The organism is Candidatus Accumulibacter sp. ACC003 (assembly GCF_907163085.1).
In the GTDB taxonomy this organism is placed as follows: domain Bacteria; phylum Pseudomonadota; class Gammaproteobacteria; order Burkholderiales; family Rhodocyclaceae; genus Accumulibacter.
Genome location: NZ_CAJQTX010000011.1, coordinates 220,150 through 245,367, shown reverse-complemented (window position 1 = coordinate 245,367; position 25,218 = coordinate 220,150). Strand labels below are relative to the sequence as shown.

The window sequence follows — 25,218 nt, the reverse complement described above, 5'->3', positions numbered from 1 at the left end:
TTGCGCGGCAGCTCGAAGTGACGGGAGTCGGCCAGACCTGAGCGCCATTCCTTTCGACGACGACGAACTCTGCCCACCCGGGGCGATGGCAGACGAGGAGCCCGATGAACAGCTCTTTGTCGAAGCGACGGGTAACGAAGGCGCCAGCTTCGAGCGCCGCTATCGCCGTGCCGCTCTGGTCATCTGGCCGCAAACGCGCAAACTGAATGTCATCGCCGGCGCCGGCCGCAATGTCGCGCTGCCCTACCTGCAGGTGCTGGCCCAGCGCTGGGTCGACCGCGGCGAGGACGGCGGCTCGCCGCTGTGGAACGACGCGCACCGGCTCGCCGGCCTGCTCATCGACCGAGCTGACGACTGGCCCACAGCGCTCTGGTTGCAGAGCACTGCACCGACGCGGGCGGCGACCATGCTCGGCTGCTTGTGCGAGTTGCACGACAGCGAAAACATCGCCTCTTTTCTCGCCCGGATTTCCGCCAAGGGCCACTACAGCAGCGCCGACAACGAGGCACTGGGCGACGCCACCAGCGTGCTGCCGCTAGAGCAAGCGGCCGACCTGCTCGAACGCATCGTCACCCGCAACACCGGCCAACAAGCTGGCGCCTGCGCCGAACTACTCGATCGCTTCTCTGCCCGCTGCGTCACCGACCAGACGGCTTCGTCTGCCAGCGCGTCCAGCGCGCTGTTGCGGCCGCTTGCGGCAGCGCTACTCGGCGACCCGGCGCAGGCAGCCCAGCAGGAAAGCTGGCGAGGTCAACAAGCGGTGACGCCGGCGCTGCTCGTCGATCTCCTGACGGCGCTGTACTGACTCGGCGATCCGGCGCTCGGCGAGCGCGCCGTGGACCATCTGCTGGTGTGGTCCGAGACCTTCGCCGCCGACGCCATCGTCGTTCCCGCCGCCTTGCAGCTGAGCGAAGGCGCCGACGAGCTTCGCCGCTGGGGCCCGGCCCGCCGTCTCTGTGCCGTCGCATTCGACCATCTCGAGCAGCGCATCGCCGAAGCGCTCACGCCACCATCGGATTTCGCTCGTGCCAGCGCGCTAGCCTGCAGCTGCCCGCATTGCCGCGACCTCGCCGCCTTCCTCGCCGACCCGGTGCGCAAGGTCTGGACCTTCAAAGCCGCGGAAGCACACTGCAGCCACGTCGAGAGCCTTGCCATCCCCTGGATTGCTTCGCTGCGCTCGCAATGACGGCTTACGCGGCTTACCGCCCCACGCCGCCAGCCCCACGCTACCTGCCCCACACCGCGCCTGCCCCACGCCGTCACTGCGAGGAGCGCAGCGACGCGGCAGTCCAGCACGGCCTGGCCAAAAACTCTCGCTTCAAGGCCCGCCAGGAGCCGCTGAAAATCAGCCGTTCGCCAACTGCAACACGAAGGTCTTGATACCGCGCAGCATCATCTCGATCGACATGGCGACCAGCACCAGGCCCATCAGGCGTTCGAGGGCGACGACGAAGCGGTCGCCGGCGACGCGCTGAATGCGCTCGGCAAGGACCAGCACGACGGCGCTGACGGCCATCGTGATGCACAGCGCAGCGACCCACTCCATGCGCCGGTCGGGCGCCTGCGAGACCAGCAGCAGCACGGTCGCCAGTGCCGAAGGCCCGGCGATCGCCGGAATCGCCAACGGTACGATCAGCGGTTCGCCAACGGTTTCGGGAGTGTCGACTCCGGGCTGCGGGAAAATCATCCGCAGCGCAATCAGGAAGAGGATCACACCACCGCCGATCTGCAGCGACAACTCGCTCAAATTCATCAGCCGCAGAAAGCCGTCGCCGATGAACATAAAGAGCAGGAGCAGGAAAAAGGCGATCAGCACCTCGCGCAGGATCACCCACGATCGCCGTTCGGGGGCGACGTGGCGCAGCGCATTGGCGAAGATCGGGATATTGCCGATCGGGTCGGTAATCAGAATCAGCAGGATCGTCGCCGAAGCAAAGGTGTAGTTCATCACTCAGATCTCCGCATGCTCGGCGCCGGGGCCGCGCCACGCTCCGCCCCGCTCACAGCGCCGGCCTGCCGCGAGACCGCCAAGCGGGCAAGGGAATGAGTTGGGCTGTGCATCTGCGCAGGATAACAGGCCTGACCGTCGTCAGCCGGCAGCGACATGCCCGCAGGCAAGCGCCGACGCCGTGAAGCGCTCCGCATGCGCCAGCGTGCTTCCCGCTTGAGCTCGTAAGGGGCCTGACTCCGGCCCTGTTGAGCGACATGGCCCGAGCTGCGGAGCACGGTGAGCGGTCGTCTTAACGGGCCTTGCTTCGGCCCTATCTACCGACATATTCGGCATTATGAAGCAGCTCCCCCGCGCTTCTGCCGCCAAGCTCGACCCGCTTCGTGCCGACCACGTCGCCTACTGGCGGCGGCTCGACGCCGGCGTTCTCGCGTGCCGTCGCAATTGGCCGATCGACATCACCGAGCACTGTCTGGCGCTGCCGCCACTCAGCGGCCGCGCCGAGCTTTGCCAGCCCTGCGCGCCGGAGCAACACCACGCCGTCATGGCGAACGGAGTGAAGCAATCCAGGGGTTCACAGCGGCGGCGCCAGCGCGGTGATCGGAGGGCGCTACTGGACGGCCGCGTCGCTACGCTCCTCGCAGTGACGGTGCTCAAGGGTGGGTGCGGGGGCGTTGGCCAGGCAGGCATGGCGAAAGTGCTCAAGCACTCGACGGCGCCCGGTCGTCGTGGCCAACGGAGTAGAGCAATCCAGGCCGGAGCAGCAGCACGCCGTCAATGCGAACGAAGTGAAGCAAGCCAGGGGTTTACAGCGGCGGCGCCGGCGCGGTGATCGGAGGCCATACTGGACTGCCGCGTCGCTACGCTCCTCGCAGTGACGGTGCTCACAGCTGTGTGCGGGGGCGTTGGCCAGGCGGGTATTGGGAAGGCTCAACCTTGGCGGTGGAAACTTCCATCCGGGGCATGGAAGCTTCCATCGCCGAGATCGATCGTTCCATCTTTTTCATGGAACGATCGATCGTCGGCACGGAGGCTCGTATCTCCGGCATCGATCGATCCGTCCACCGTCAGTCGATCTGCGCGATTTCTGCCCGACCGAAGTCGAAACCCTGCTCGGCGACACGCGCTAGCCGAGGTCGCTGGCTAAAGTTGTGCGAGAGCTACACGCCCCCGGAGGGGCGCGACTAGCGCTCGCTGCTGCCGACCAATCTTTACGGGCCGAACGACAACTTTCAAGCCGACAACAGCCAGGTCATTCTGGCGATGATGCGCCGCTTGCATGCGGCCGTGCAATGAAACGCCGCAGAAGTGATGATCTGGGGCCGCGAACACGTCTTCGTGACGGATCTGGCCGCTGCCGTCTGTCGTTCGAAGATGCAAGTGGATGGAGGTGTCGCGGCTCAAGCGGCTCGGATGGCAGGCGCGCAGCGCGACGCCTGTCGCGGCTTCCTTGACCATCAGTGGCTGGTTCGCGGCTGAAGCATAGCGGCGACTGCGCGGCGTGATGCGTTTTCGAGCAAGATCCCGCCGCCAAAGCCGACCGTGACCAGACCCCAGCGCTCTAGGCTACACCTGTCGACAGCGGTGACGGCGACGCTCCCAAACGACGCCGCACGGTCTCGAAGAGGCAGATCGCGGCGGCGGCGGCGACGTTCAGTGATTCGCTGTCGCCGGGCATCGGGATGCGCACTTGCCGCTGCGTCGCGGCGCTTACCAGCGGCCTGACGCCCAGTCCTTCGCTGCCAAAAACCCAGGCCAGCGGTTGCCCAAGATCGGCGGCGTAGAGGCCGGTCGACGCGGCTGGAACGGCCGCCACCGACTGGCCGCGATAGGCGGCGAGAAAGGCCGCCAGGTCGCAGCGTTCATGGACGGCCAGCTGGAAATGCGCGCCCATCGCCGCGCGCAACGTTTTCGGCGACCAGGCCTGCGCACAATCGACCGACAACAGAACCTGGCTGAAGCCGGCGGCAGCGGCGCTGCGCAGGATCGAACCGACGTTGCCGGGATCCTGAACGCCGTCGAGCAGCACCGTATCGACGTCGTCAGCGACGCCACGTGCCGCTGCTGGCTGGCCAACGAGGGCCATGATGCCGCTTGGCGCATCGACCACCGCCAGATCGCCAAACAGGGCGTCGGCAAGGCAGGTCACCGAGCTCACCGCCGTCGTCGCCCTGCCCTGCAGATAGCTGGCGATCTCCGGCCGAGCGGCGCCGCTTTCGCTGACCAGTATTTCGTCCGGGTTGCCGTAATGCGCGCCGTAGGCCTCGATCAGATGCATGCCGTCGAGCAGCACGCGGCCGCTCTTGCGACGCTCGCGGCCACTGTGGCAGAGCTTGTGCAGCGCCTTGTAATACGGGTTTTCGCGCGAGCTGATACGTCTCATGCGCCGCGTGTCTGGCTGAGTCGGGCGACCGGCGCAAAGCTGCGGCGATGCAAGGGACACGCGCCGTGCTCGCGCAAGGCCTGTAGATGAAACGCTGTCGGATAGCCCATGTGTCGATCAAAACCGTACTGCGGATAACTGGCGTGCGCGACGAGCATGCCGGCGTCGCGCACCGTCTTGGCGAGAATCGACGCGGCAGCGATCCCCGCAACCTTGCCATCGCCGCCGACGATCGCTTCGCCGGAGCACGGCAGCAGTAGCGGACAACGATTGCCATCGATCAGGGCATGGCTGGGAAGCACCGGCCCCTGCGCACCGCGCAGTGCGGCGACGGCACGCTGCATGGCGAGCAAGCTGGCTTGCAGGATGTTGATGCGGTCGATCTCCTCGACGCTCGCTTCGGCGACCGCCCAGGCCAGCGCCGTGGCGCGTATTTCGGCGGCGAGCAGGAGCCGTTTCCTGGCCGACAGCTTCTTCGAATCGTTGAGTCCGGCGATCGTTCTGGCCGGGTCGAGAATCACCGCGGCAGCCACCACCGGCCCGGCGAGCGGACCGCGACCGGCCTCGTCGACACCACAGACCAGACCTTCAGGCGGCCGCAGGAAGGGCAACATGATCACGCCTGGCCGGCGGCAGGTAGCTAATGATTGCCGCCGCGGCCTGCTCGGCGGCGTTCTGCCGCAGGCCTAGGTGCATCTCCCGGAACAGCGCCTTGATCCGCTGCCGCAGCGCGTCATCGGCGTAGAGGTTGAGGACCGCCTGCGCGAGGTTTTCGGGGCTTGCTTCGTCCTGGATGAACTCGGGGACGACGAAGCGACCGGCAAGAACATTCGGCAGGCCGACGTACGGCAGATACGCCATCCGCCGCATCATTCGGTACGACAGCGGCGCCATTTTGTAGGCGATGGCCATCGGTCGCTTGAGCAGTGCGGCCTCGAGAGTCGCCGTGCCGCTGGCGACCAGGACAACGTCGGCGGCGGCCATCGCCTGGTGGGCATGGCCGAACAGCAGGCGAATCGGCAGCTGCGTTGCGTGACAACGGTGCAGCGCGGCCTGGAACAAGACGCGCGTTTCGCGCGTCGCCAGCGGCGCGAGAAAGAGCGCCTCGGGAAGCTGTTGCTGGATGCAGCGCGCGGTCTCGATGAAGGTGTCGGCCATGTACTGCAGTTCGGACTGGCGACTACCCGGCATGAGCGCAAAGACCGGCGCCTGCGACGACAGGCCGAGCAGCGTCCGCGCCGCGTTGCGACCGTCCTCGAGCGGCAGCATGTCGGCCAGCGGATGGCCGACGTAGCTGACCGGGATTCCCTGTTTCTCGTAAATCGCCTGCTCGAACGGAAACAGCGCCAGCACCCGCGAAACGGCCGCGCCAATCTTGTGGATGCGCTTGCCACGCCACGCCCAGATCGACGGGCTGACGTAATGAATGCTCGGGATGCCGCGCCGCTTGAGCGCCTTTTCGAGTGCCAGATTGAAATCCGGCGCATCGATGGCGATGAAAACGTCAGGTGGGTCGGCGAGCAGGCGGCGTTTGACATCACGGCGAATACCGGCAATTTCGCGATAGTGGCGAAGCACCTCGACATAGCCGCGGACCGCCAGCTTTTCCAGCGGATGCCAGGCCTCGAACCCGAGAGCGATCATCCGCGGACCGCCGATACCGAAGAACACCGCACCGGGAAGCCGGGCCTGCAGCGCTTCGATCAATTGCCCGGCGAGCAGGTCGCCGGAAGCTTCTCCGGCAACCATGGCGATCCGCAGCGGCGCCGCCAGGTTCATCGAATGATGCCGCGCTTCGATACCGTCAGGAAGTCGATCAGCGGCTGAATTTCGGGATGATCGACGACTTCCTCGTCGAGTTTGGCGCGGGCCTCTTCCAGCATCAGGCCCGATTTGTAGAGCGTCCGGTAGGCGCGTTTCAGCGCCAGCAGCGCCTCCGGCGAGAAGCCCCGGCGCTTCAGTCCTTCGGCGTTGATGCCAAAGGGGCTGGCGGTGTTGCCGGCGGCCATCACAAAAGGTGGAATATCCTGCAGGACCACCGTCCCGACGGCGGTCATGGTGTGCGCGCCGACGCGACAGAATTGATGCACACCGGTGTAACCACCCAGAATCGCCCAGTCGTCGATGTGTACGTGCCCGGCCAACTGCGCATTATTGGCAAACACGGTGTGGTTGCCGACCTGGCAGTCGTGCGCGATGTGCACATAGGCCATGATCCAGTTGTCGTCGCCGACGCGGGTAATGCCGACGTCCTGGGCTGTGCCGATGTTGAGAGTGCAGAACTCGCGAATGGTGTTGCGGTCGCCGATTTCCAGGCACGTCGGCTCGCCGTCGTACTTCTTGTCCTGCGGAGCTTCACCCAGAGAACAGAACTGGAAGATGCGATTGTCACGGCCGATGCGAGTCCGCCCGGAAATCACCACGTGCGGACCGATCACCGTGTTGTCGGCGATCTGCACGTGTTCGCCAATGATCGAATAGGCACCGATTGCAACCTTGCTGCCAAGCTGCGCGCCAGGATCGATGATTGCGCTGGGATGGATCATGGGTCCTGTCACCCGGTCGCTCCAACGACGTCGCGCTTGGCGCACATCAACTCGGCTTCGGCAACGACTTCGCCGTCAACCCGCGCTTCAGCCTTGTATTTCCAGATGCCGCGCATCTGCCGCAGGATGTGCACGTGCAGGTGCAACTGGTCGCCGGCGGTCACCGGCTTCTTGAAGCGCGCGTCGTCGATACCGACAAAGTAGAAAACCGAATTCGCATCGGGCTTGGCGCCCATCGTCTTGAACGACAGGATGCCGGCGGCCTGCGCCAGCGCTTCCATGATCAATACGCCCGGCATCACCGGGTGATGGGGGAAGTGGCCAACGAAGAACGGCTCGTTGACGGTCACGTTCTTGTAGGCATGGATGGACTTGCCCAGTTCGTAGTCGACGACGCGGTCGACCAGGAGAAAGGGGTAGCGATGCGGCAGGTGCTCCAGAATCTCGTGAATATCCATTGCATTCAAGACGTTTTCTCCATTGTTTCTAGTTTCTTCTCAAGTTCGGCGACGCGCTCGGCGAGTCTTGCCAGACGCTTGATCTGAGCCGCCGTGTGCAACCATTGCGCGTGCGCGGCGAGCGGGAAAATGCTCGTATACTGGCCCGCGGTGGGCAGGTTCCTGGTGACCATGCTGCCCGCCGAAATGTGCACGTCGTCGCTCAATTGCAGGTGGCCGATGATCATTCCGGCGCCGCCGACGGTGCACCGCCGACCAATTCTGGTGCTGCCAGCGACGCCAACGCAGCCGGCCATCGCCGTGTCGTCGCCGATGATGACGTTGTGCCCAATCTGGATCTGGTTATCGAGTTTGACGCCGTTGCCGATCACCGTGTCGTCGAGCGCGCCGCGATCGATCGAGGTATTGGCGCCGATCTCGACGTCATCGCCAATCAGGACGCGACCGATCTGCGGGATCTTGACCCAGCGCTCGCCGTCCTTGGCAAAGCCGAAGCCGTCGCCACCGATCACCGCACCGGCGTGGATGATCGCCCGCTTGCCGATCACGCAGTCACCATAAACCACGACGTTCGGGTAGAGCAGCGAATCGTCGCCAATCGCCACGCGATCGCCAATCACACATCCGGGATGGACGATGACGTTCTCGCCGATGCGTACGCCTTCGCCGATAACGACGTTTTCACCAATACTCGCCGACGCCGGCAACTCCGACTTGACCACCGCTCCGGCACGCACTCCTGGACAAGCCTGCAGCGGCGGGTTGAGGAGCGCCGCGACGCGTGCGTAATAAGCGTAAGCATTGGGGTGAACGATGCGCGGCAGCGACGTCTCGGAGGCAAACTGTGGCGGCACGATCACCGCCGCAGCCTGCGTCTTTTGTAGTTGCTGCCGATATTTTGGATTGGCAAGGAAGGCGATGCGGCGCTCCCCTGCCGACAGGAGGCTGCCGACCTGCGCGACAACCACCGAGCCATCGCCCGCCAACACGCCACCGAGACGAGCGACGATCTCGTCTAGCCGCAAACCTCCTGACACCGGCATTCCATTACTTGACCGGGTGGCGCTTACTTCGCTTCCTTGGCGTCTGACAGGGCTTTGATCACCTTGTCGGTGATGTCGAGCTTCGGGCTGACCCAGACCACGTCTTGAACGATCAGGTCATATTTCTCGCTGTCGGCGAGTTGCTTGATCGCCTTGTTGGCCTTTTCGATGATCGCCGCGTTCTCCTCGTTCTGACGCAGGTTCAGATCTTCCCGGAACTCGCGCTGCTTGCGCTGAAACTCTCGCGACAACTCCCCCAGATCCTTCTCTTTGGCGCGGCGATCGGCTTCGGCCATGGTCAGGCCATTTTTCTCGAGGCCCTCCTGAAGTCCCTGAACCTGCTTGGCCAGGCGCTGCAGATCCTGATCGCGCTTGGAGAATTCCTGCTCGATTTTCTTGGCCGCTCTGACGGCTGCAGGTGCGTCACGAAACAGGCGTTGGGTATTGACGTAGCCAACCTTCAAGGAATCTGTTGCCGACGCGTAAGACACCGGCAGCGAGGCGATCAACGCAACCAGCAGTCTGGCAATCGTTTTCTTCAAGCTATTTCTCCTGGGCTAAAAAGTGGTCCCAAACTGAAACTGGAACTTTTGGAGTTTATCATTACTTTCTTCGTTGATCGGTTGACCGAAACTGAATTTCAACGGTCCCAGGGGCGAAAGCCAGGTCGCCGTAAGTCCGACCGACATCCGCAGCCCCTGATCGGCATAGGTGTACTTGTCGGTGAACACGTTGCCGGCGTCGAAGAACGGGCCGAAACGGAATGCCTTGTCGAGACCCGGGAAGGGCATCAGGATTTCCGAGTTGAAGACGGCCTTGCGGGTACCACCGAGACGCGTGTCGGGATACAGCGGATCGACAGGTCCGAGACTCGCCGTGTCGTAGCCGCGGACCGAGCCGACACCGCCGGCATAGAAGTTTTTGTAGAACGGTAGCGTTTGTCCCTGCAAGCCGTTGGCATAGCCAAGCTCGCCACCGAGCATCAGAATCAGTTCCTTGGTGAGCCCGAAGTACTGCTGAATCTGATACGTCGTTCGATAGAAAGTCAGGTCGGCGCCCGGGATGGCGACCTCCAGGCCGGCCTTCTGGATGCCACCAGTGGTCGCCAGAATGGCGCTATCGCGGCTGTCGCGGGTCCACGACACGGTCGCCGGCACGGTGACATTGGAGTCACCGTGCTGCGCCTGAAACTGGATGTACTGGATCGGCGTTGCCACGGTGATTGGCGTGATGTCGATGGTCGTCTGATCGACCGCCAGCCCGAAGTTGAGCATTTGCTTTTCGCCAATCGGATAGCCGAAACGGATGCCGCCACCGTATGACGTGGACTGGAACGCGTAGCCGAGAGACGTCGGGTTGAGTGTGCGGTAGTAGGCGTCAAAACCCTGGCTGATGCCGTCAACGGTGAAGTAGGGATTGGTATAGTTGATACCCAGAGTCCGGTTCAACTTGCCGGTGTTCACCTGCAAGGCCAGGAACTTGCCGCTGCCAAAGATGTTGGACTGCGAGATCGAGCCCGAGAGGACGACTTTTTCCGAACTCGAATAGCCCGCCCCGATCGAGATGTTGCCGGTCGACTTCTCGGTGACGTTGACGTTGACATCGACCTGATCAATCGTCCCGGGAACCGGTGGCGTTTCGACGTTGACCTCGGAAAAGTAGTCGGTCTTGTCGATTCGCGCACGCGACGCGACGACGCGCTCGGCGTCGTACCAGCCCGCTTCCATCTGGCGCATTTCCTGGCGAATGACTTCGTCACGCGTCTTGGTGTTGCCGGTGATGTTGATCCGCCGCACGTAAGCCCGCTTGCCGGGGTCGACGAAGATGGTAAACGCGACCTGGCGCTTCTCCTTGTCGATTTCCGGCGCCGCGTTGACGTTGGCGAACGCGTAGCCCTGCGCGCCGAGCTTGTCGGCGATGTCCTTGGTACTCTCGTTGAGTTTGGCGCGCGAGAAAACGTCGCCCGCTTTGATCTTGACCGCCTTCCGGAACACTTCTTCGGGCAGCGTCAGGTCGCCGGCGAGCTTCACCGATGAAACCTGGTAGCGCTCGCCCTCAATGATGCTGATCGTGATGTAGATGTCCTTCTTGTCGGGGCTGATCGACACCTGCGTGGACTCGACGTTGAATTCCAGGAAACCCCGATCGAGATAGTACGAGCGCAGCGTTTCGAGGTCGGCAGACAGCTTCTGCTTGGAATACTGGTCGCTCTTGGTGTACCAACTGATCCAGTTGGGTGTCCGCAATTCCATGACGCCAAGCAGATCTTTTTCCTTCAGGGCGGCTGCGCCGACGATGTTGATCTGCTTGATCTTGGCGGTATCACCCTCGTCGACATTGAAGTTTACCGCCACTCGGTTGCGATCCAGCGGCGTGATGGTGGTGGTGATGGTCACCGCGTAGCGGCCGCGGGACAGATACTGGCGTTTCAGTTCCTGTTCGGCTTTTTCCAGCGTCGCCCGGTCGAAGGTGCGCGATACCGCAATGCCGACCTCCTTCAGCCCCTTGAGCAACTGCTCCTTGTCGAACTCCTTCAGGCCGACGAAGTCGATCTGGGCGATCGCTGGCCGCTCCTCGACGACGATGATGAGTACGGCACCATCGGTTTCGATCCGGACGTCCTTGAAAAAGCCGGTGGCAAACAAGGTCTTGATGACCTGCGCGGCCTTTTCGTCGTTCATCGTGTCGCCGACCTTGACCGGCAGGTAGCTGAAAACAGTTCCTGCTTCAACACGTTGAATGCCTTCGACCCGCACGTCCTGAACCGTGAACGGTTGCATGGCTGCGGCGCCGGAGGAAAAAAGTACGGCAAGCAGCCCTGCGAGCAGGTTTTTCTTCATGAGTTCAGCCGGAAATCAGTCGATTGATGTCGTTGTAGAAGGCGAAAGCCATCAGCGTGAGCAGGAGCGCCAGACCGATCTGCTGACCGATTTCCATGCTGCGCTCGGAGACTGGCCCACGCTTGATGATTTCGACGAGATAATACATCAAATGCCCACCATCCAAGATCGGGATCGGTAGTAGATTCAAGACGCCGAGACTGATGCTGACCAGCGCCATGAATTTGATGTAATAGTCGAAGCCCAGTCTGGCCGAGCGGCCGGCGTAGTCGGCGATGGTTACCGGCCCGCTGATATTTCGCCACGAGACTTCGCCGGTAATCATCTTGCCCATCATCAGCAGGGTGAAGGCCGACTTGTCCCAGGTCTCGACGACCGCCTTGCTCAGTGCCGACAATGGTCCATAGCTGACGGTGACCATCGACTCGGCGCGCGCCCGGTCGCCATCGCTGACCGTGACGCCGACGCGGCCGATCTCCTCGCCCTGCTCGTCGATGCTTGCCGGTGTCAGTGCGATTTCGATCGGCTGCCCGTCGCGCCGCACGGCGAGCACCAGCCGCAGCCCCGGTGACTGGCGAACGATATGCACGAAATCCGCCCAGCTGGCGATCGCGTGGCCATCGACGGAGAGCACTTCGTCAGCCGGGCGCAGGCCGGCTGCAGCCGCCGCACCGCCACCTTGGACCTCGCCCAGCACAGGCGGCAGGCTGGGACGGTAGAGCGCGAGCCCCAGCCTTTCCAGCGCGTCGCCCTCCCAGCCCGAACGGCGAACAGCCGAGACGTCGAGGTGGCGAATGGCGATCTCCTGGTGTCGATTGATCACTTCGAGGGCAACTCTATCGTGATCGACCGCTCGTTGCAGCACCAGCCAACGCATCTCCTGCCACGTTTGCACGCCCTCGCCGTCGACCTTGCGCACCAGCTCACCGTTTGCCAGTCCGGCCGCTGCGGCAGCGCTGACGGCTGGCGGCGTCGCGAGCAAGGGTTTGAACTCCTCCGTGCCATGCCAGAAAAGTCCCCAGTAGAGGACGATCGCCAACAGGAAGTTGGCCAGCGGGCCGGCGACAACGATCGCCATCCGCGACAGCACCGGCTGGCGGTTGAAGCTCCGGTGCAGTTCCGCCACAGGCACTTCGCCTTCGCGCTCGTCGAGCATCTTGACGTAGCCGCCCAGCGGGAACGCGGCAATCGCCCACTCGGTGTCGTCGCGGCCAAACTTCCTTGACCACAACGGCCGGCCGAAGCCGACCGAAAAACGCAGGACCTTGACGCCGAGCCAGCGAGCGGTCTGATAGTGTCCGAACTCGTGGACCACCACCAGGACGCCCAGAACCACGGCAAAAGCGGCCAGGTAATAGAGGAAAGCACTCATCGGCGCGGCTCCATGGCGATGTAGTTCTCGGCCGCTAGCCGTGCCATCCGGTCGGCGGTCAGAACCTCCGCCAGCGAGCCCAGCGCCGGCCCGGCCGGCAACTGCTGCATGGTGTCGGCAATAACCCTGGCGATCGCTGTAAAGCCGATCCGTCCATCGAGGAAAGCCTGCACCGCCACTTCGTTCGCCGCGTTGAGCGTCGTCGGCGCGCAGCCCCCATCGGCGAGCGCCCGATAGGCCAGCGCCAGGCACGGAAAACGCTCGAAGTCGGGCCGCTCGAAGTGCAGCGACGCGACCTTGAAGAGGTCCAGTGGCTCGACGCCGGCGGCGATCCGCCGCGGATACGCCAGTGCATGTGCGATCGGCGTACGCATGTCGGGATTGCCGAGTTCGGCAATTACCGAGCCATCGGTATATTGCACCAGAGAATGGACGATGCTTTCCGGATGGATCACGACCTCGATTCGTTCGGCCGGGACGTTGAACAACCAATGCGCCTCGATGATTTCCAGGCCCTTGTTCATCATCGTCGCCGAATCGACCGATATCTTTCGTCCCATGACCCAGTTCGGATGCGCGCAGGCTTGCTCGGGACCGACCGACTCGAGGTCGGCCAGAGCCGTCGTTCGAAACGGTCCACCCGACGCGGTGAGGTACAGGCCACTGACGCCGCTGTCGCTGAGGTCACCCGAATAATCACTGGGCAGCGACTGAAAAATGGCGTTGTGTTCGCTATCGATCGGCAGCAGAACGGCACCGCTCTGGCGAACGGCACGCATGAAAACCGCGCCGGCCATGACCAGCGCCTCCTTGTTCGCCAACAGGATCTTCTTGCCCGCTTCGACAGCGGCCAAGGTCGGCGGCAAGCCGGCCGCGCCGACGATGGCCGCCATCACCGCGTCGACTTCCGGCAAGCGCGCCATCCGCAGCAAGGCCTCAGGGCCGTACGCGACATCGGTCGGGCAGCCTGCTTGAGCCAGCCGCGCCGCGAGATCGGCCGCCAGAGCGGCATCGCCGATGACCGCATGACGCGGCCGAAACTCGAGGCATTGCGCGAACAGCAGGTCGACCTGGCGATGCGCGCACAGCGCCAGTAGCCGATAGCTCTGCGGGTGGCGACGCACGACGTCGAGCGTACTAACGCCGATCGAGCCGGTCGATCCCAGAATGGTCAAATTTTGCACAGATCTCTCGCCAGCGCTCAAGGCAGCGTCGCCAGCCAAAGCAGCGCGACCAGCGGCAAGGTCGACGTGAGACTGTCGATACGGTCCAGGACACCACCGTGACCCGGCAGCACCTGGCTGCTGTCCTTCAGGCCGGCCTGACGCTTGAGCAGCGATTCGAACAGATCACCCATGACGCTGATCACCGTGAGCAAGATCAGGACCAGCAGCAGCAACAAATAATTGTCGGCCAGCACGGCCGGCAGCCGCGACGACAGCAGGAATCCATAGGCGACGACCGCAACGCCACCGCCGATCGCCCCCTCCCAGGTCTTGCCCGGGCTAATGTTGGGTGCCAGCTTGTGTTGGCCGAAGCGTCGTCCGGCGAAATACGCGCCGATATCCGCCAGCCAGACGACGGTCATGATCGCCAGCAAGGATAGCGGGCCGGCTTGCCGCAGTTGGACCAGCGCCAGCCACGTCGGCAGAATCAGCAGCAGCCCGATGAGCAAGCCGAGTGGCGCATTTGACAAGGGCCAGCGCCGTCGCAGCCAGAGCGGTACGGCGAACAGCCACCAGGCCGCGGCAGGCAGGTAGAAATACGCCCCCAGACGCCGTGCCGTATTGGCAGGATCCGCATCCAGACCAACGGCCGCCGGCTCGAGAACGCTGATCGCCGCGCACAGCAGCGCCAGGATAAGAGCCAGCAGAATCCGTAGCGAGCCACCGAGGCGCATCAGCGCGCCCCACTCCCAGGCAGCGACGGCAGCCACCGCCGTGGCGAACAACAACCAACCCAGCGGCGGCAGGTAGAAGAGTGCGAAAAAGAAAGCGGCAAACAGAAAGACCGCGGTGATTACCCGCGTCCTAAGCATCTACCCGCGGACCTGTCGGAGATGCCGGTGACGGCGTGTTGCCGAGCAGCTGTTCGCTGGTTCGCCCGAATCGCCGCTCGCGCTGCCGATAAGAGGCCAGCGCCGCGTCGAAAGCTGTCGTGTCGAACTCGGGCCACAGCACGTCGGTGAAATACAACTCGGTATAGGCGAGCTGCCAGAGCAGGAAGTTGCTGATTCGCTGCTCGCCGCCGGTGCGGATAAAGAGATCGGGCTCGGGTGCGTAGCTCATCGCCAGGTGCTGAGTCAGATCGCTCTCGGTCCACTCGCCATTCCTGTCCGGCTCGCAGCGCAGTAGCCGCTTGACCGCCTGGACGACATCCCAACGGCCACCGTAGTTCGCCGCAATGGTCAGCACCAGCTGATCGTTGGCAGCCGTTCGTTGCTCGGAGACCCGGATCAACCTCTGCAGCTCGGGCTCGAATCGTGACAGGTCGCCAATCACGCGCAGGCGGACACCATTGCGATGGAGCTTGCTGACCTCGTCCTTCAAGACGCGAACGAAGAGCTGCATCAACAGCGACACCTCCTCTTCAGGACGACGCCAGTTCTCGGAGCTGAAGGCAAAAAGTGTCAGGTACTCAATGCCCCGATCAAGACACGCCTTGACCGTCGCGCGCACCGTCTCGACACCGCGATGATGGCCAGCGAAACGTGGCAGCAGGCGCTTCTTGGCCCACCTTCCGTTGCCGTCCATGATGATCGCCACATGCCGCGGGACCGCCGACGTTGCCGGGAGATTGCGTGTGGAACTACCGAAGAGAGCCATTGCGATTACTCGACCGACCGCTTCTAGATCGCCATCAACTCGGCTTCCTTGTGGTCAAGCTGCTTGTCGACGTCGGCAACGTGGCGGTCGGTGAGCTTCTGGATTTCGTCCTGCGCACGGTGCTCCTCATCCTCTGAACACTCTTTGTTCTTGAGCATCTCCTTCAGCGTGGCGATGGCGTCACGTCGCAAATTACGCAGGGCCACTTTGGACCCTTCGGCCTCGCCCTTCACAACCTTGATCAATTCCCGGCGCCGATCCTCGGTCAGCGCCGGCATCGGCACGCGAATCAGATCACCTTGCGACGACGGATTGAGACCGAGATCGCAGTCGCGGATGGCCTTCTCGACCTTCGCCGCCATACCCTTTTCCCAGGTCTGTACGCCGAGCGCACGAGCGTCGATCACGGTCACGTTGGCGACCGTGTTGATCGGCACCTGCGAACCGTAATACTCGACCTGCACATGGTCGAGCAAGCCGGTGTGAACGCGGCCGGTGCGCACTTTCGCGAGGTCGGTCTTGAGCGCCTCGAGCGACTTCCTCATCTTTACTTCGGTGGTCTTCTTGACATCTTCTATGGACATTGTTCTGTGTCTCCGTCAGCAATACACCAGGGTGCCTTCGTTCTCGCCCATCGTCACCCGCCGCAAAGCCTCGTGCTTGAAAATCGAGAAGACGTTGATCGGCAACTTCTGGTCTCGGCAAAGGGCAAAAGCGGTGGCATCCATTACCGCCAGATTCTGCGAGATGGCATCGTCGAAACTGATCCGGTCGTAGCGTACGGCCAAGGGGTCCTTCTTGGGGTCTGCCGAGTAGATACCGTCCACCTTGGTCGCCTTGAGGACGATTTCAGCACCGATTTCGGCACCACGCAAGGCGGCCGCCGTGTCGGTCGTGAAAAACGGGTTGCCGGTACCGCCGGCAAAGATCACCGTCCGGCCCTGTTCCAGGTAACGAATGGCCTTGGCACGAATGTAAGGCTCGACCACCTGCTCGATGTTCAGCGCCGACTGGACGCGTGAAACCATTCCGGCCGAGCGCATGGCATCGTGCAGGGCAAGCCCGTTCATGACCGTCGCCAGCATTCCCATATAGTCCGCCTGCGCGCGGTCCATGCCTGAAGCAGCTGGGGCAACACCACGAAAGATGTTGCCACCGCCGATCACCACGCCGACCTGAACGCCCATCTCGACAATCGCCTTTATTTCGGCAACGATTCCCGAAATGGTCTGCCGGTTGATGCCGTAAGCATCGGAGCCCATCAGGGCCTCACCGGAGAGTTTGAGTAGGATACGTTTATATTTCGGCGCGTTCTCGGACATGGCAATCGTGCTCCTTGAGTCAGGCCTGGTCAGCCACGGGAAATCAACTACTCGACTATTTCTGGGCGGCAGCGGCCTGCGCAGCAACTTCGGCCGCGAAGTCGTTGCTCTTCTTGGCAATTCCTTCACCGACCACGAACAGCGTGAAGCCAGCCACCGAAGCACCCTTGGCCTTGAGCAGCTGGGCGATCGTTTGCTTGCCATCTTCGGCCTTGACGAAGACCTGACCGAGCAGCGTCACTTCGTTCAGGAATTTCTGCACCGAGCCTTCGGCGATCTTCTCGAGCATCGCTTCCGGCTTACCGGCTTCCTTTGCTTTCTCGATCGCGATACGACGCTCGCTGTCGATCAGATCGGCGGCGACACCGCTCGCGTCGAGTGCCTTCGGCTTGCCCGCTGCGATCTGCATCGCCAGATCCCTGGCCAACTGGTCGTCGCCCCCCAGGCAATCGAGCAGGACGCCGATCTTGGCGCCGCCATGAACGTAGCAAGCGAGCTTCCCCTTGGCCTGCGTGCGAACGAAGCGGCGAATCGACAGGTTCTCGCCGATCTTGCCGACCAGCGCGGTGCGCGTCGATTCGACGCTGCCGTCACCCATCGGCAAGGCCGACAGGGCGGCGACATCGGCCGGGTCATTGGCGGCAACCAGCGCTGCACAATCGCCGGCCAACTTCAGAAAGTCGTCATTCTTGGCGACAAAGTCGGTTTCGCAGTTGACTTCGACCAGCGCACCCAGCGTCCTGTCGTCCGACAGGTAGATGGCGACGATGCCTTCAGCGGTGATCCGACTTGCTGCCTTGCTGGCCTTCGAGCCCAGCTTGACGCGCAGAATTTCTTCGGCCTTGCTTATGTCGCCAGCGGCCTCGGTCAGCGCTCTCTTGCACTCCATCATCGGCGCGTCGGTTCTTTCGCGCAGCTCTTTCACCATACTTGCGGTAATTTCCGCCATTTCATTCTCCACTTGCAAACACTGCCGGAAAGGCCGGCAGCGCCTCACTGAACATTACTGAACACAGTCATGACAAACAACTGGCCGGCGGCGGGTCCCCCGCACAGCCGGCCAGAGCAGCAGGTACTCAGTCGTCGCTGGCTTCTTCGATGAACTCATCACCCGAAACGGCTTCGATGATTTCCTCGACGAACTGGCTGCGTCCTTCAAGAACGGCGTCGGCGACGCCACGCGCGTACAGCCGGATGGCCCGCGAGGAGTCATCGTTGCCGGGAATGACGTAATCGATACCCTCCGGCGAATGGTTGGTATCGACCACCGCGACGATCGGGATTCCCAGCTTGTTGGCTTCGGTGATCGCAATCTTGTGATAACCGACGTCGATCACGAATAGCGCGTCGGGAAGCGTCACCATATCCTTGATGCCACCGATCGACTTGAGCATCTTCTCGAGTTCGCGCGTGGTCATCAGCGCCTCTTTCTTGCCGAGTCGCTCCAGAGAGCCATCTTCGACCATCGCCTCCATCTCCTTGAGGCGCTTGATCGATTGTTTGATGGTCTTGAAGTTGGTCAGCATGCCGCCCAGCCAGCGCTGGTCGACATACGGAGAAACGCAACGCGACGCTTCCTCGGCGATGATTTCACGAGCCTGCCGCTTGGTTCCAACAAACAGGATGTTGCCCTTGTTGGCCGATAGCTTGCGAACGAAGTTCATCGCTTCGTTGTATTTGGCAAGCGTGCTCTCGAGGTTGACAATGTGGATCTTGTTACGGGCGCCGAAGATGTACGGCGCCATCTTCGGATTCCAGAATCGTGTCTGATGACCGAAGTGAACGCCGGCCTCCAGCATCTGACGCATCGTTGTAGACATATGTTTTTACTCTCAAATCAGGGTTAGACCACCATCCGCCCAGCTACAGCCTGTCGTGTTGTTCTGGCAGGCACCCTTGAACAGGCGAATGTGCGTAATAGGGCTTGCCACATCGGCCAGCCCGGCGCACCACGAAGGCACGCTTTCCGGTTTCGCTGACACAGGCCAGCAAAACCGGCCGATAGTACCACCAAGCGAGGCATAAATTCAAATCGCGCGCGCCCTCCTCAGCCCTGACGCATGACCTCCCCGAATCGACAGCACTTGCCGGTTACGCCCACTTTCGCCGCCGAGGCGGCCAGATGGGGGTTGGCTAGCGGCAAGGGAGCGCTTGCGGCGCGGGGGTTTGGTGTTCAGTCAGTGGGACAGGAGAGGTCGAGGGAGCTCCGTTACGATCGCCAGGCGAGCCTTTCCCGGCGCGGGGTGCGCCGCGCTTGGGAAGATGTGTTGGGCAGGCCTGGGCAAGGTTATTCGAGTTGCAGCAGGAACGGTTCGGCGAGAAGCAGACGCAGGCGTGCTGGGTCAAGCCAGGGCGCAGCACAGGAATTACGGATGAAGGCGATGGCGCCGCGCACACCGAGTTCTTGATACAGGTTGCGTAACTGCCGGGTGAAACGTGCCAGGGTATTGAACACATGCGCCAGGCGCATGAGGAGGTGATAGCCTTTCATGGCATTCCAGTCGAGGGCAAAGGCATGCTCGTAGTGGTAGCCCTGATGTTTTTCGACGAGGAAGCCCGCTTCGATGCCCCAACGGTGGCGGGCACCGAGGTTGCAGCGCTCATGGACATTGTCTTGTCTGAGCGGTTGGCTGGAGAGCCAGGCGTGGCGCGATGTTTCGGTGACGGTCCTGGCCTGTTCATCGATCTTTTCCCAGCTTTCCTCACAGACCACCAGGTTCAGCTTGAGACGCTGACGCCCGTTGGCCGCGAAGGCGTAGTCGATGTCGTTGACCCAGCTGAAGTGTTGTCGGCGCCTTCCCCAAGCGCGCTGCACGGCTTGTGGCTTCAGGGCGTGGAGTGCGCGGAACTCCTGCCAGACCGTGGACAAATCCTTGTCCTTAAGCACGATAATGAACTGCCAGTGGGCGCGCAAGCAGCGCTGCATCACCGGCCCGTTGGCGTAAAGGCCGTCGAGCAGGAGCAGGATCGGCAGGCGGGGGAACAGCGTCTTGAGCCGGTCGCTCAAGCGCACAAAGCCGCGCAGCTCGCAGTCCTGCTTTTGCGCTTCGGTATCGCCCAGCGCGTGTTCGAGGAACTCGCTGAGCAGTGGGACGACCAGGCCGTTGTGGAAAGCCAGGCTGGCCTCGAGGACGTAGACGAAGTACTGGGTGTGGCGGGTTTCCTCCTTGCCGACGGTGCGCTGGAGGAGTTCCTCCGCCCAGAGGGTGTCGCCGGCGACCTTCTGCGAGCCGTCGATGGCGATGGGGTAGCAGTGGTTGATCAGATAGCGGCGGAAGCTCTTGCCGCGGATCAGCCGCTTCACCAGATCGACGTGGGCCTGCTCAAGGTGGTCAAGGTCGATGTCGCGCAGCAGCCGAAACAGGGTGTCGGCGTGTGGCAGGGTCTCGATCTCCGGGAACAGCAGGTGGAGGTTGGCCATGAACTGGGGACGGGATATTTCGCGGTTGGTCTCGCGCCGAGAGGAGAACTGAAAGACGAACATCAGCAGACCGTAAAGCAGCAGCGCGGTCAGCTTGTGGCGGCGCTTCCTGGGGTCTCTCGGGTCGGGAATTTGTTCCAGTTGCTCGAGCAAGGCGGGTAGCTCTTTGCGCAGGAGACGCGTCTTTTTGCTCACGGCGTCCTCGCGGGCCTCCCTTTCCTCGCCGACGGTCGCGAAGGCTGAGCATCGGTTGGGCAGAGAAGTGGGGGAGTGGAGGACTTGTCCACTCGCGCGCCGTTTCGCGTTCAGTGCCTTTTCCTGCCGTTTCTTCTCTGAGCGCAGCTCCTTGAGGGCAGCGCGTGTCGGGCGACGGCAGGGTTTGCTCATGGCCGGGAGCTCCCAGGGGCGGCACACAGCCGGTCGCGACAATCGGCGCTCAGCGGTTTGAGCCACACCTGGCGGGGCGTGCTGCGATACGACTGGCCGGGGCGGGCCAGCCCGCGCCCGCTGGTTGCCCCGAGCAACTGCCAACCGGCCGCGCGGTAACAGGTGCCGGTATAGTGACGAGGATCGACGAAAGTCTCCAGCAACAGGGGCTCGAAGCCCCAGTGATCGAGCCAGTCCGCGCGTGCGCGGCGCGCGAGTTGTCCGAGCACATGACTGGCCAGATGCGGCACCCGGACGTGGGGAAAGATCAGGAAGCGGCTGTTGTTCACCACCCGCGCCAGGTTCTCGCGGCGGGCCTGGGCCGTCCAGCCGATCCAGCGGTCGCGCACGGCGACCGCGCGGGCAGCGCCGGCCAGCAGGACGCTGCCGAGCCGCCGGTCGCCCGCCGTGATGAAGTAGCGCAGGCGGTAGCCGAAGGCCCCCTGGAAACCCAGTGGGTGCCAGCGCGCCACCAGCGCATCCCACTGCGCCACCAACGCCGCGTCGCGAACGACTTCCAGGCAGACCGGTGCGAGTGCCGACAGGGCGCAGTGCACGGGAAGCTCCCCGGTGACCGTATCTACGGGTGCCGCGGGCGGCGCGCAACGGCGTGCTGACGACGGCCTTATCGCCGGCAGTGTCAGCAGCCCGGCCGCCTGCAAACGCTCCAGAAACTCCAGGCAGGCGCTGATCTTCGCCGTCCCTGTCAGAGTGGTCCACCCCAGGTGCTCGCAGACCGTCGCCGCCAACTCCTTGCGCGCCAATCCCGGCAGCCACGCCACCGTCCCGCACACCTCGGCGATCTCCGCGGCGCTGAATACGCGACCGCAGTGCACCCACTCCCCTTCGCTCGTTGCAACCACCACGATACCTCCGGCTGAAACGTGGACCAATGACCCTCCACCTATCCTGCCAGAAGTCCCCCCGGCTGTCTAGCTCCCTTGTGCGAAACCTTTTTTGCCTGCCCACCGCAACGCCTTGCCAGTACTGGGCTGGCGCAGTCATGCTTCAGCGCTGCGCCCTCCTGCTGTTTCCAGGCGCCGGCACCGAGCAGCCACAGACCACCGCCGACGCCCTCCGGCAAATTGCCTAAGCCCCTGGCTTCCTTTATCCTTCGTCCCTCTTCTCATCTCGACCCCGAGCTCCACGCATGAGCATTACACTCAAGACCCCGCAGGAAATCGACAAGATGCGCGTCGCCGGCCGACTGACGGCCGAGGTGCTCGACTACATAGCGCCGCAGATCAGGTCGGGAATCACCACCGGCGAACTCGATCGACTGTGCCACGACTACATTGTCGATGTTCAGGGTGGTATCCCTGCGCCGCTCAACTACGCGCCACCGGGCTACCAGCCGTACCCAAAATCGGTCTGCACCTCGGTAAACCACCAGGTCTGTCACGGCGTTCCCGGCGATCGGCAGCTGAAAAACGGCGATATCGTCAATCTCGACGTGACGGTGATCAAGGACGGTTATCACGGCGACAGCAGCCGCATGTTCCTGGTCGGCGAAGCGTCGGTGCAGGCACGACGGCTGTGCGAGATCACCTTCGAATGCCTGTGGCTGGGAATCGCGCAGGTCAGGGCCGGCGCGCACCTCGGCGACATTGGTCACGCGATTCAGCAGCACGCCGAAAAATCGGGCTATTCGGTGGTCCGCGAGTTCTGCGGTCACGGCATCGGCGCCAAGTTCCACGAAGAACCACAGGTTCTTCACTATGGCCGACCACACACCGGTATCCGGCTCGAAGCGGGGATGGTTTTTACCATCGAGCCGATGATCAACGCCGGCAAGGCAGCCATCAGGACGATGGCTGACGGCTGGACGATCGTCACCAAGGATCACAGCCTGTCCGCACAATGGGAGCACACCATCCTGGTCACCGAGGCCGGGTACGACGTCCTCACCGTCTCCGAGGGTACGCGCCAACCTCCGGACAGCATCGGCTAGCAGACAATGGACGCCGAGGTTGTTGATCCGCAAGCGCTGGTCGCACGCTGCCGCGCACACTTGCAAGTCGAGCAGGCGGCAATCCGCGAGCACTATCTCGCCGACGGTAACGCGCCGCGCCTGCTGCGCGAGCGCTGCCGCCTGATTGACGGCGTCCTCTGCGACTTGTGGCAGGCTCTGCGTTTGCCAGCGTCGCTGGCGCTGCTCGCTGTCGGCGGCTACGGGCGCGGCGAACTCTACCCCGCGTCGGACGTCGACCTGCTGCTGCTGCTGCCGGAGCCACCCGACGAAGTGCTGACCAGACAACTGGAGCAGGCAGTCACTCTTTGTTACGACATCGGACTGGAAGTCGCGCCCAGCGTCCGCACGGTTGCCGAGTGCGCCGACGCCGCCGCCGGCGATCTGACGATTCAGACCGCCTTGCTTGAGTCGCGCCTGCTGACCGGCAGCGATCAACTCTTCCACGACTTCTCGACAGAACTGGAAAAAGTCCTTGATCCGCACACGTTCTTCGAAGCCAAGCGAAGCGAGCAGGACGAACGCCACCTGCGCTACGATGACACGCCCTACAGTCTGGAACCGAACTGCAAGGAAGGTCCGGGTGGCCTGCGCGATTTGCAGTCGATTCTGTGGATTGCCAGCGCCGCGGGCTACGGTCGCACCTGGGACGATCTGGCGCAATACGGCTTCCTGACCCACGAAGAAGAAAAGCAGCTGAAGCGCTGCATCGGCTTCCTGCAGCAGTTACGAACCCGCCTGCACATTCACGTCGGCCGCCGCGAAGACCGGCTCCTTTTCGACTACCAGACGGCGCTCGCTGAACAACTGGGCTACCAGGCGACGCCGACCCGCCGCGCCAGCGAGCGGCTGATGCAGGGCTACTACCGTACGGCGAAGGAAGTCACGCAGATCAACGCCATCTTGCTGCTGAACATCGGCGCCGCCATTAGCCCGTTGCCGGAGCAGCTGCCGCAGGCGATCAATGACCGCTTCCAGAACGCTCACGACTTGCTCGACGTGGTCGACGACGAAACCTTCCACCGCGATCCCGCCGCCATGCTTGAGGCTTTCCTGTTGATGCAGCAGCATCCCGAGCTGCAGGGAATGAGCGCGCGCACCCTGCGTGCCCTGTGGCACGCCCGCACACTGATCGACGATGCTTTTCGTAGCGAGCCCGGCAATCGTGGCCGCTTCCTTGAGATCATCAAGCAGCCGCGCGGCGTGCTGCATGCCATGCGGCTCATGAATCAGTTCGGCGTTCTTGGCCGCTACCTGCCCAATTTCGGCAAGATTGTCGGTCAGATGCAACACGACCTGTTCCATGTGTATACGGTCGACCAGCATATCCTGCGGGTCCTGCGCAACCTGCGGCGCTTTCTGGCCGACGAGTTTGCGCACGAATACCCGCTGTGCAGCGAGTTGATCAGCGATTTTCGTCACCCCTGGGTACTCTACATCGCCGCCCTTTTCCACGACATCGCCAAGGGTCGAGGGGGTAACCACTCGCGCCTTGGCGCCGTCGATGCCGCCGAGTTCTGCGCGGCGCACAAGCTCGACGCCGACGATAGCGAACTGATCGTCTGGCTGGTCGAGCAGCATCTGCTGATGTCAACCGTTGCACAGAAACAGGACATTGCCGACCCCGAAGTGATGGGCGCATTTGCCGCGATAGTCAAGAACGAACGTCACCTGATCGCACTTTATCTGTTCACCGTCGCCGACATCCGCGGCACCAGCCCGAAAGTCTGGAACAGCTGGAAGGGGCAGTTGCTCGAACAGCTGTTCAGGAGCACCTGCCGAACGCTGCTCGCCGGCGGCCAGGTGCCGGTCAGGCAAGGACTGATCGAAGAGCGCCAAAATGAAGCTTTGCGCCTGCTGCGCTATTTCGCCCTTCCCGACGCGGTGCACGAACGCCTCTGGAAGCAGCTTGACACCGTCTACTTCCTCCGCCATTCGGCGGAAGAGATCGCTTGGCATACCCGGGCACTGCACTATCGGACGAATGTCGAGCAACCGGTCGTCAAAGCGCGCATCAACCCGCAAGGCGACGGGCTCGAGGTGATGATCTATACGCTCGACCAACATGACTTGTTCGCGCGTCTGGTCGGCTTCTTTGGCCGCGCCGGCTACACCATCGTCGATGCCAAGATCCACACCACACGTCACGGCTATGCCCTGGACAGCTTCATGCTGCTTGACCTCAGCGATCGCGACAGCGATCGGTCGATGATCAGCTACGTCGAGCACGAACTGACGGTCCGCCTGAGCCGACAGAGTCCGCCCGAGGCGCCAGGCAGCGGGCGAATCTCGCGGCAAGTGAAGCATTTCCCGATTCAACCCATGGTCACCATCGAACCCGACGAAAAAGGCTCGCATTACGTGCTTTCGGTAAGTGCGGCCGATCGCCCAGGCCTGCTTTATAGCGTGGCAATGACATTGGCCACACATGGTGCTAATCTACATACAGCTAAGATCTCCACTCTCGGCGAACGCGTTGAGGACACTTTCCTGATCAGCGGCGGCGACCTCGGCAGAACGTCAAGCCGCATCAAACTCGAAACCGAGTTGCTGGAGCGTTTGAAACTTTGATCGCGCCGTTCGGCGCGTGGCTCATGAGCACAGCTTGGTGAGCCACCCCGGGAGCGGCGAAAAACCGAGGAGCAGCCACCGATGGAGACTGTCG

At 62.8% G+C, this 25,218-nt stretch carries 23 protein-coding genes; 4 read left to right on the top strand and 19 right to left on the bottom strand.

Annotated elements, in window-relative coordinates:
* Nucleotides 1-85 precede the first annotated feature (85 nt).
* Both QZ656_RS23015 and QZ656_RS23010 read left to right on the top strand, forming a co-directional pair.
* Nucleotides 86-805, top strand: a complete 720-nt coding sequence (locus QZ656_RS23015; RefSeq protein WP_291995576.1) for a hypothetical protein — start codon at nt 86-88, stop codon at nt 803-805.
* 30 nt (nt 806-835) lie between these two features.
* On the top strand, nt 836-1,186 hold the full coding sequence (locus tag QZ656_RS23010) for a hypothetical protein (protein WP_291995575.1): 351 nt from the start codon (nt 836-838) through the stop codon (nt 1,184-1,186).
* 159 nt (nt 1,187-1,345) lie between these two features.
* Here the strand turns inward: QZ656_RS23010 and QZ656_RS23005 are convergent, their stop codons facing one another.
* The 19 genes from QZ656_RS23005 to QZ656_RS22915 all read right to left on the bottom strand — a co-directional run bounded on the left by QZ656_RS23005 (nt 1,346) and on the right by QZ656_RS22915 (nt 21,450).
* Complete coding sequence (locus QZ656_RS23005) at nt 1,346-1,948, bottom strand: MarC family protein (RefSeq protein WP_291995574.1); 603 nt, start codon at nt 1,946-1,948, stop codon at nt 1,346-1,348.
* A 1,561-nt stretch (nt 1,949-3,509) separates the two neighbouring features.
* Entirely contained in the window at nt 3,510-4,331 is an 822-nt protein-coding gene (locus tag QZ656_RS23000) for an RNA methyltransferase (protein ID WP_291995573.1), read from the bottom strand.
* A complete protein-coding gene (gene rnhB / locus QZ656_RS22995; RefSeq protein ID WP_291995572.1) occupies nt 4,328-4,945 on the bottom strand; it encodes a ribonuclease HII in 618 nt (205 codons plus the stop codon). The genes QZ656_RS23000 and rnhB overlap by 4 nt, the downstream gene beginning before the upstream one ends.
* Nucleotides 4,920-6,110, bottom strand: a complete 1,191-nt coding sequence (gene lpxB / locus QZ656_RS22990; RefSeq protein ID WP_291995571.1) for a lipid-A-disaccharide synthase — start codon at nt 6,108-6,110, stop codon at nt 4,920-4,922. The genes rnhB and lpxB overlap by 26 nt, the downstream gene beginning before the upstream one ends.
* Nucleotides 6,107-6,877, bottom strand: a complete 771-nt coding sequence (lpxA, locus tag QZ656_RS22985) for an acyl-ACP--UDP-N-acetylglucosamine O-acyltransferase (protein ID WP_291995570.1) — start codon at nt 6,875-6,877, stop codon at nt 6,107-6,109. Before lpxA ends, lpxB begins: the two co-directional genes overlap by 4 nt.
* 8 nt (nt 6,878-6,885) lie before the next feature.
* On the bottom strand, nt 6,886-7,335 hold the full coding sequence (gene fabZ, locus QZ656_RS22980; protein ID WP_291995667.1) for a 3-hydroxyacyl-ACP dehydratase FabZ: 450 nt from the start codon (nt 7,333-7,335) through the stop codon (nt 6,886-6,888).
* A gap of 5 nt (nt 7,336-7,340) precedes the next feature.
* Nucleotides 7,341-8,378 (bottom strand): UDP-3-O-(3-hydroxymyristoyl)glucosamine N-acyltransferase, encoded by a 1,038-nt coding sequence (gene lpxD, locus QZ656_RS22975; protein ID WP_291995569.1) that lies wholly within the window; start codon nt 8,376-8,378, stop codon nt 7,341-7,343.
* Nucleotides 8,379-8,401: 23 nt separating this feature from the next.
* Nucleotides 8,402-8,920 carry an OmpH family outer membrane protein gene (locus QZ656_RS22970; protein WP_291995568.1) on the bottom strand — a complete coding sequence of 173 codons (519 nt, stop codon included), beginning with the start codon at nt 8,918-8,920 and terminating at the stop codon, nt 8,402-8,404.
* Nucleotides 8,921-8,935: 15 nt separating this feature from the next.
* Entirely contained in the window at nt 8,936-11,218 is a 2,283-nt protein-coding gene (bamA, locus tag QZ656_RS22965) for an outer membrane protein assembly factor BamA (RefSeq protein WP_291995567.1), read from the bottom strand.
* A 4-nt stretch (nt 11,219-11,222) separates the two neighbouring features.
* The gene (gene rseP, locus QZ656_RS22960; protein WP_291995566.1) at nt 11,223-12,590 is read right to left on the bottom strand and encodes an RIP metalloprotease RseP; all 1,368 of its coding nucleotides are present in this window, start codon (nt 12,588-12,590) and stop codon (nt 11,223-11,225) included.
* The gene (gene ispC, locus QZ656_RS22955; protein ID WP_291995565.1) at nt 12,587-13,774 is read right to left on the bottom strand and encodes a 1-deoxy-D-xylulose-5-phosphate reductoisomerase; all 1,188 of its coding nucleotides are present in this window, start codon (nt 13,772-13,774) and stop codon (nt 12,587-12,589) included. The genes rseP and ispC overlap by 4 nt, the downstream gene beginning before the upstream one ends.
* Before the next feature lie 17 nt (nt 13,775-13,791).
* Nucleotides 13,792-14,628: a phosphatidate cytidylyltransferase gene (locus tag QZ656_RS22950; protein WP_291995564.1), complete on the bottom strand. Its 837-nt coding sequence runs from the start codon at nt 14,626-14,628 to the stop codon at nt 13,792-13,794.
* A complete protein-coding gene (gene uppS / locus QZ656_RS22945) occupies nt 14,621-15,415 on the bottom strand; it encodes a polyprenyl diphosphate synthase (protein WP_291995563.1) in 795 nt (264 codons plus the stop codon). Before uppS ends, QZ656_RS22950 begins: the two co-directional genes overlap by 8 nt.
* A gap of 23 nt (nt 15,416-15,438) precedes the next feature.
* Entirely contained in the window at nt 15,439-15,999 is a 561-nt protein-coding gene (gene frr / locus QZ656_RS22940) for a ribosome recycling factor (protein WP_291995562.1), read from the bottom strand.
* Nucleotides 16,000-16,014: 15 nt separating this feature from the next.
* A complete protein-coding gene (gene pyrH, locus QZ656_RS22935) occupies nt 16,015-16,737 on the bottom strand; it encodes a UMP kinase (RefSeq protein WP_291995561.1) in 723 nt (240 codons plus the stop codon).
* A 55-nt stretch (nt 16,738-16,792) separates the two neighbouring features.
* Nucleotides 16,793-17,686, bottom strand: a complete 894-nt coding sequence (gene tsf / locus QZ656_RS22930) for a translation elongation factor Ts (protein ID WP_291995560.1) — start codon at nt 17,684-17,686, stop codon at nt 16,793-16,795.
* A gap of 127 nt (nt 17,687-17,813) precedes the next feature.
* On the bottom strand, nt 17,814-18,557 hold the full coding sequence (rpsB, locus tag QZ656_RS22925) for a 30S ribosomal protein S2 (protein ID WP_291995559.1): 744 nt from the start codon (nt 18,555-18,557) through the stop codon (nt 17,814-17,816).
* 467 nt (nt 18,558-19,024) lie between these two features.
* Nucleotides 19,025-20,545: a transposase family protein gene (locus QZ656_RS22920; protein ID WP_291992703.1), complete on the bottom strand. Its 1,521-nt coding sequence runs from the start codon at nt 20,543-20,545 to the stop codon at nt 19,025-19,027.
* The gene (locus QZ656_RS22915) at nt 20,542-21,450 is read right to left on the bottom strand and encodes a DUF4338 domain-containing protein (protein WP_291991618.1); all 909 of its coding nucleotides are present in this window, start codon (nt 21,448-21,450) and stop codon (nt 20,542-20,544) included. Before QZ656_RS22915 ends, QZ656_RS22920 begins: the two co-directional genes overlap by 4 nt.
* Nucleotides 21,451-21,734: 284 nt before the next feature.
* Between QZ656_RS22915 and map the strand changes: the two genes are divergently transcribed.
* The gene (gene map, locus QZ656_RS22910) at nt 21,735-22,535 is read left to right on the top strand and encodes a type I methionyl aminopeptidase (protein ID WP_291995558.1); all 801 of its coding nucleotides are present in this window, start codon (nt 21,735-21,737) and stop codon (nt 22,533-22,535) included.
* Nucleotides 22,536-22,541: 6 nt separating this feature from the next.
* Nucleotides 22,542-25,124, top strand: coding sequence for a [protein-PII] uridylyltransferase (locus tag QZ656_RS22905; protein ID WP_291995557.1), 2,583 nt, complete (start codon nt 22,542-22,544; stop codon nt 25,122-25,124).
* The last annotated feature ends 94 nt before the right edge of the window (nt 25,125-25,218 follow it).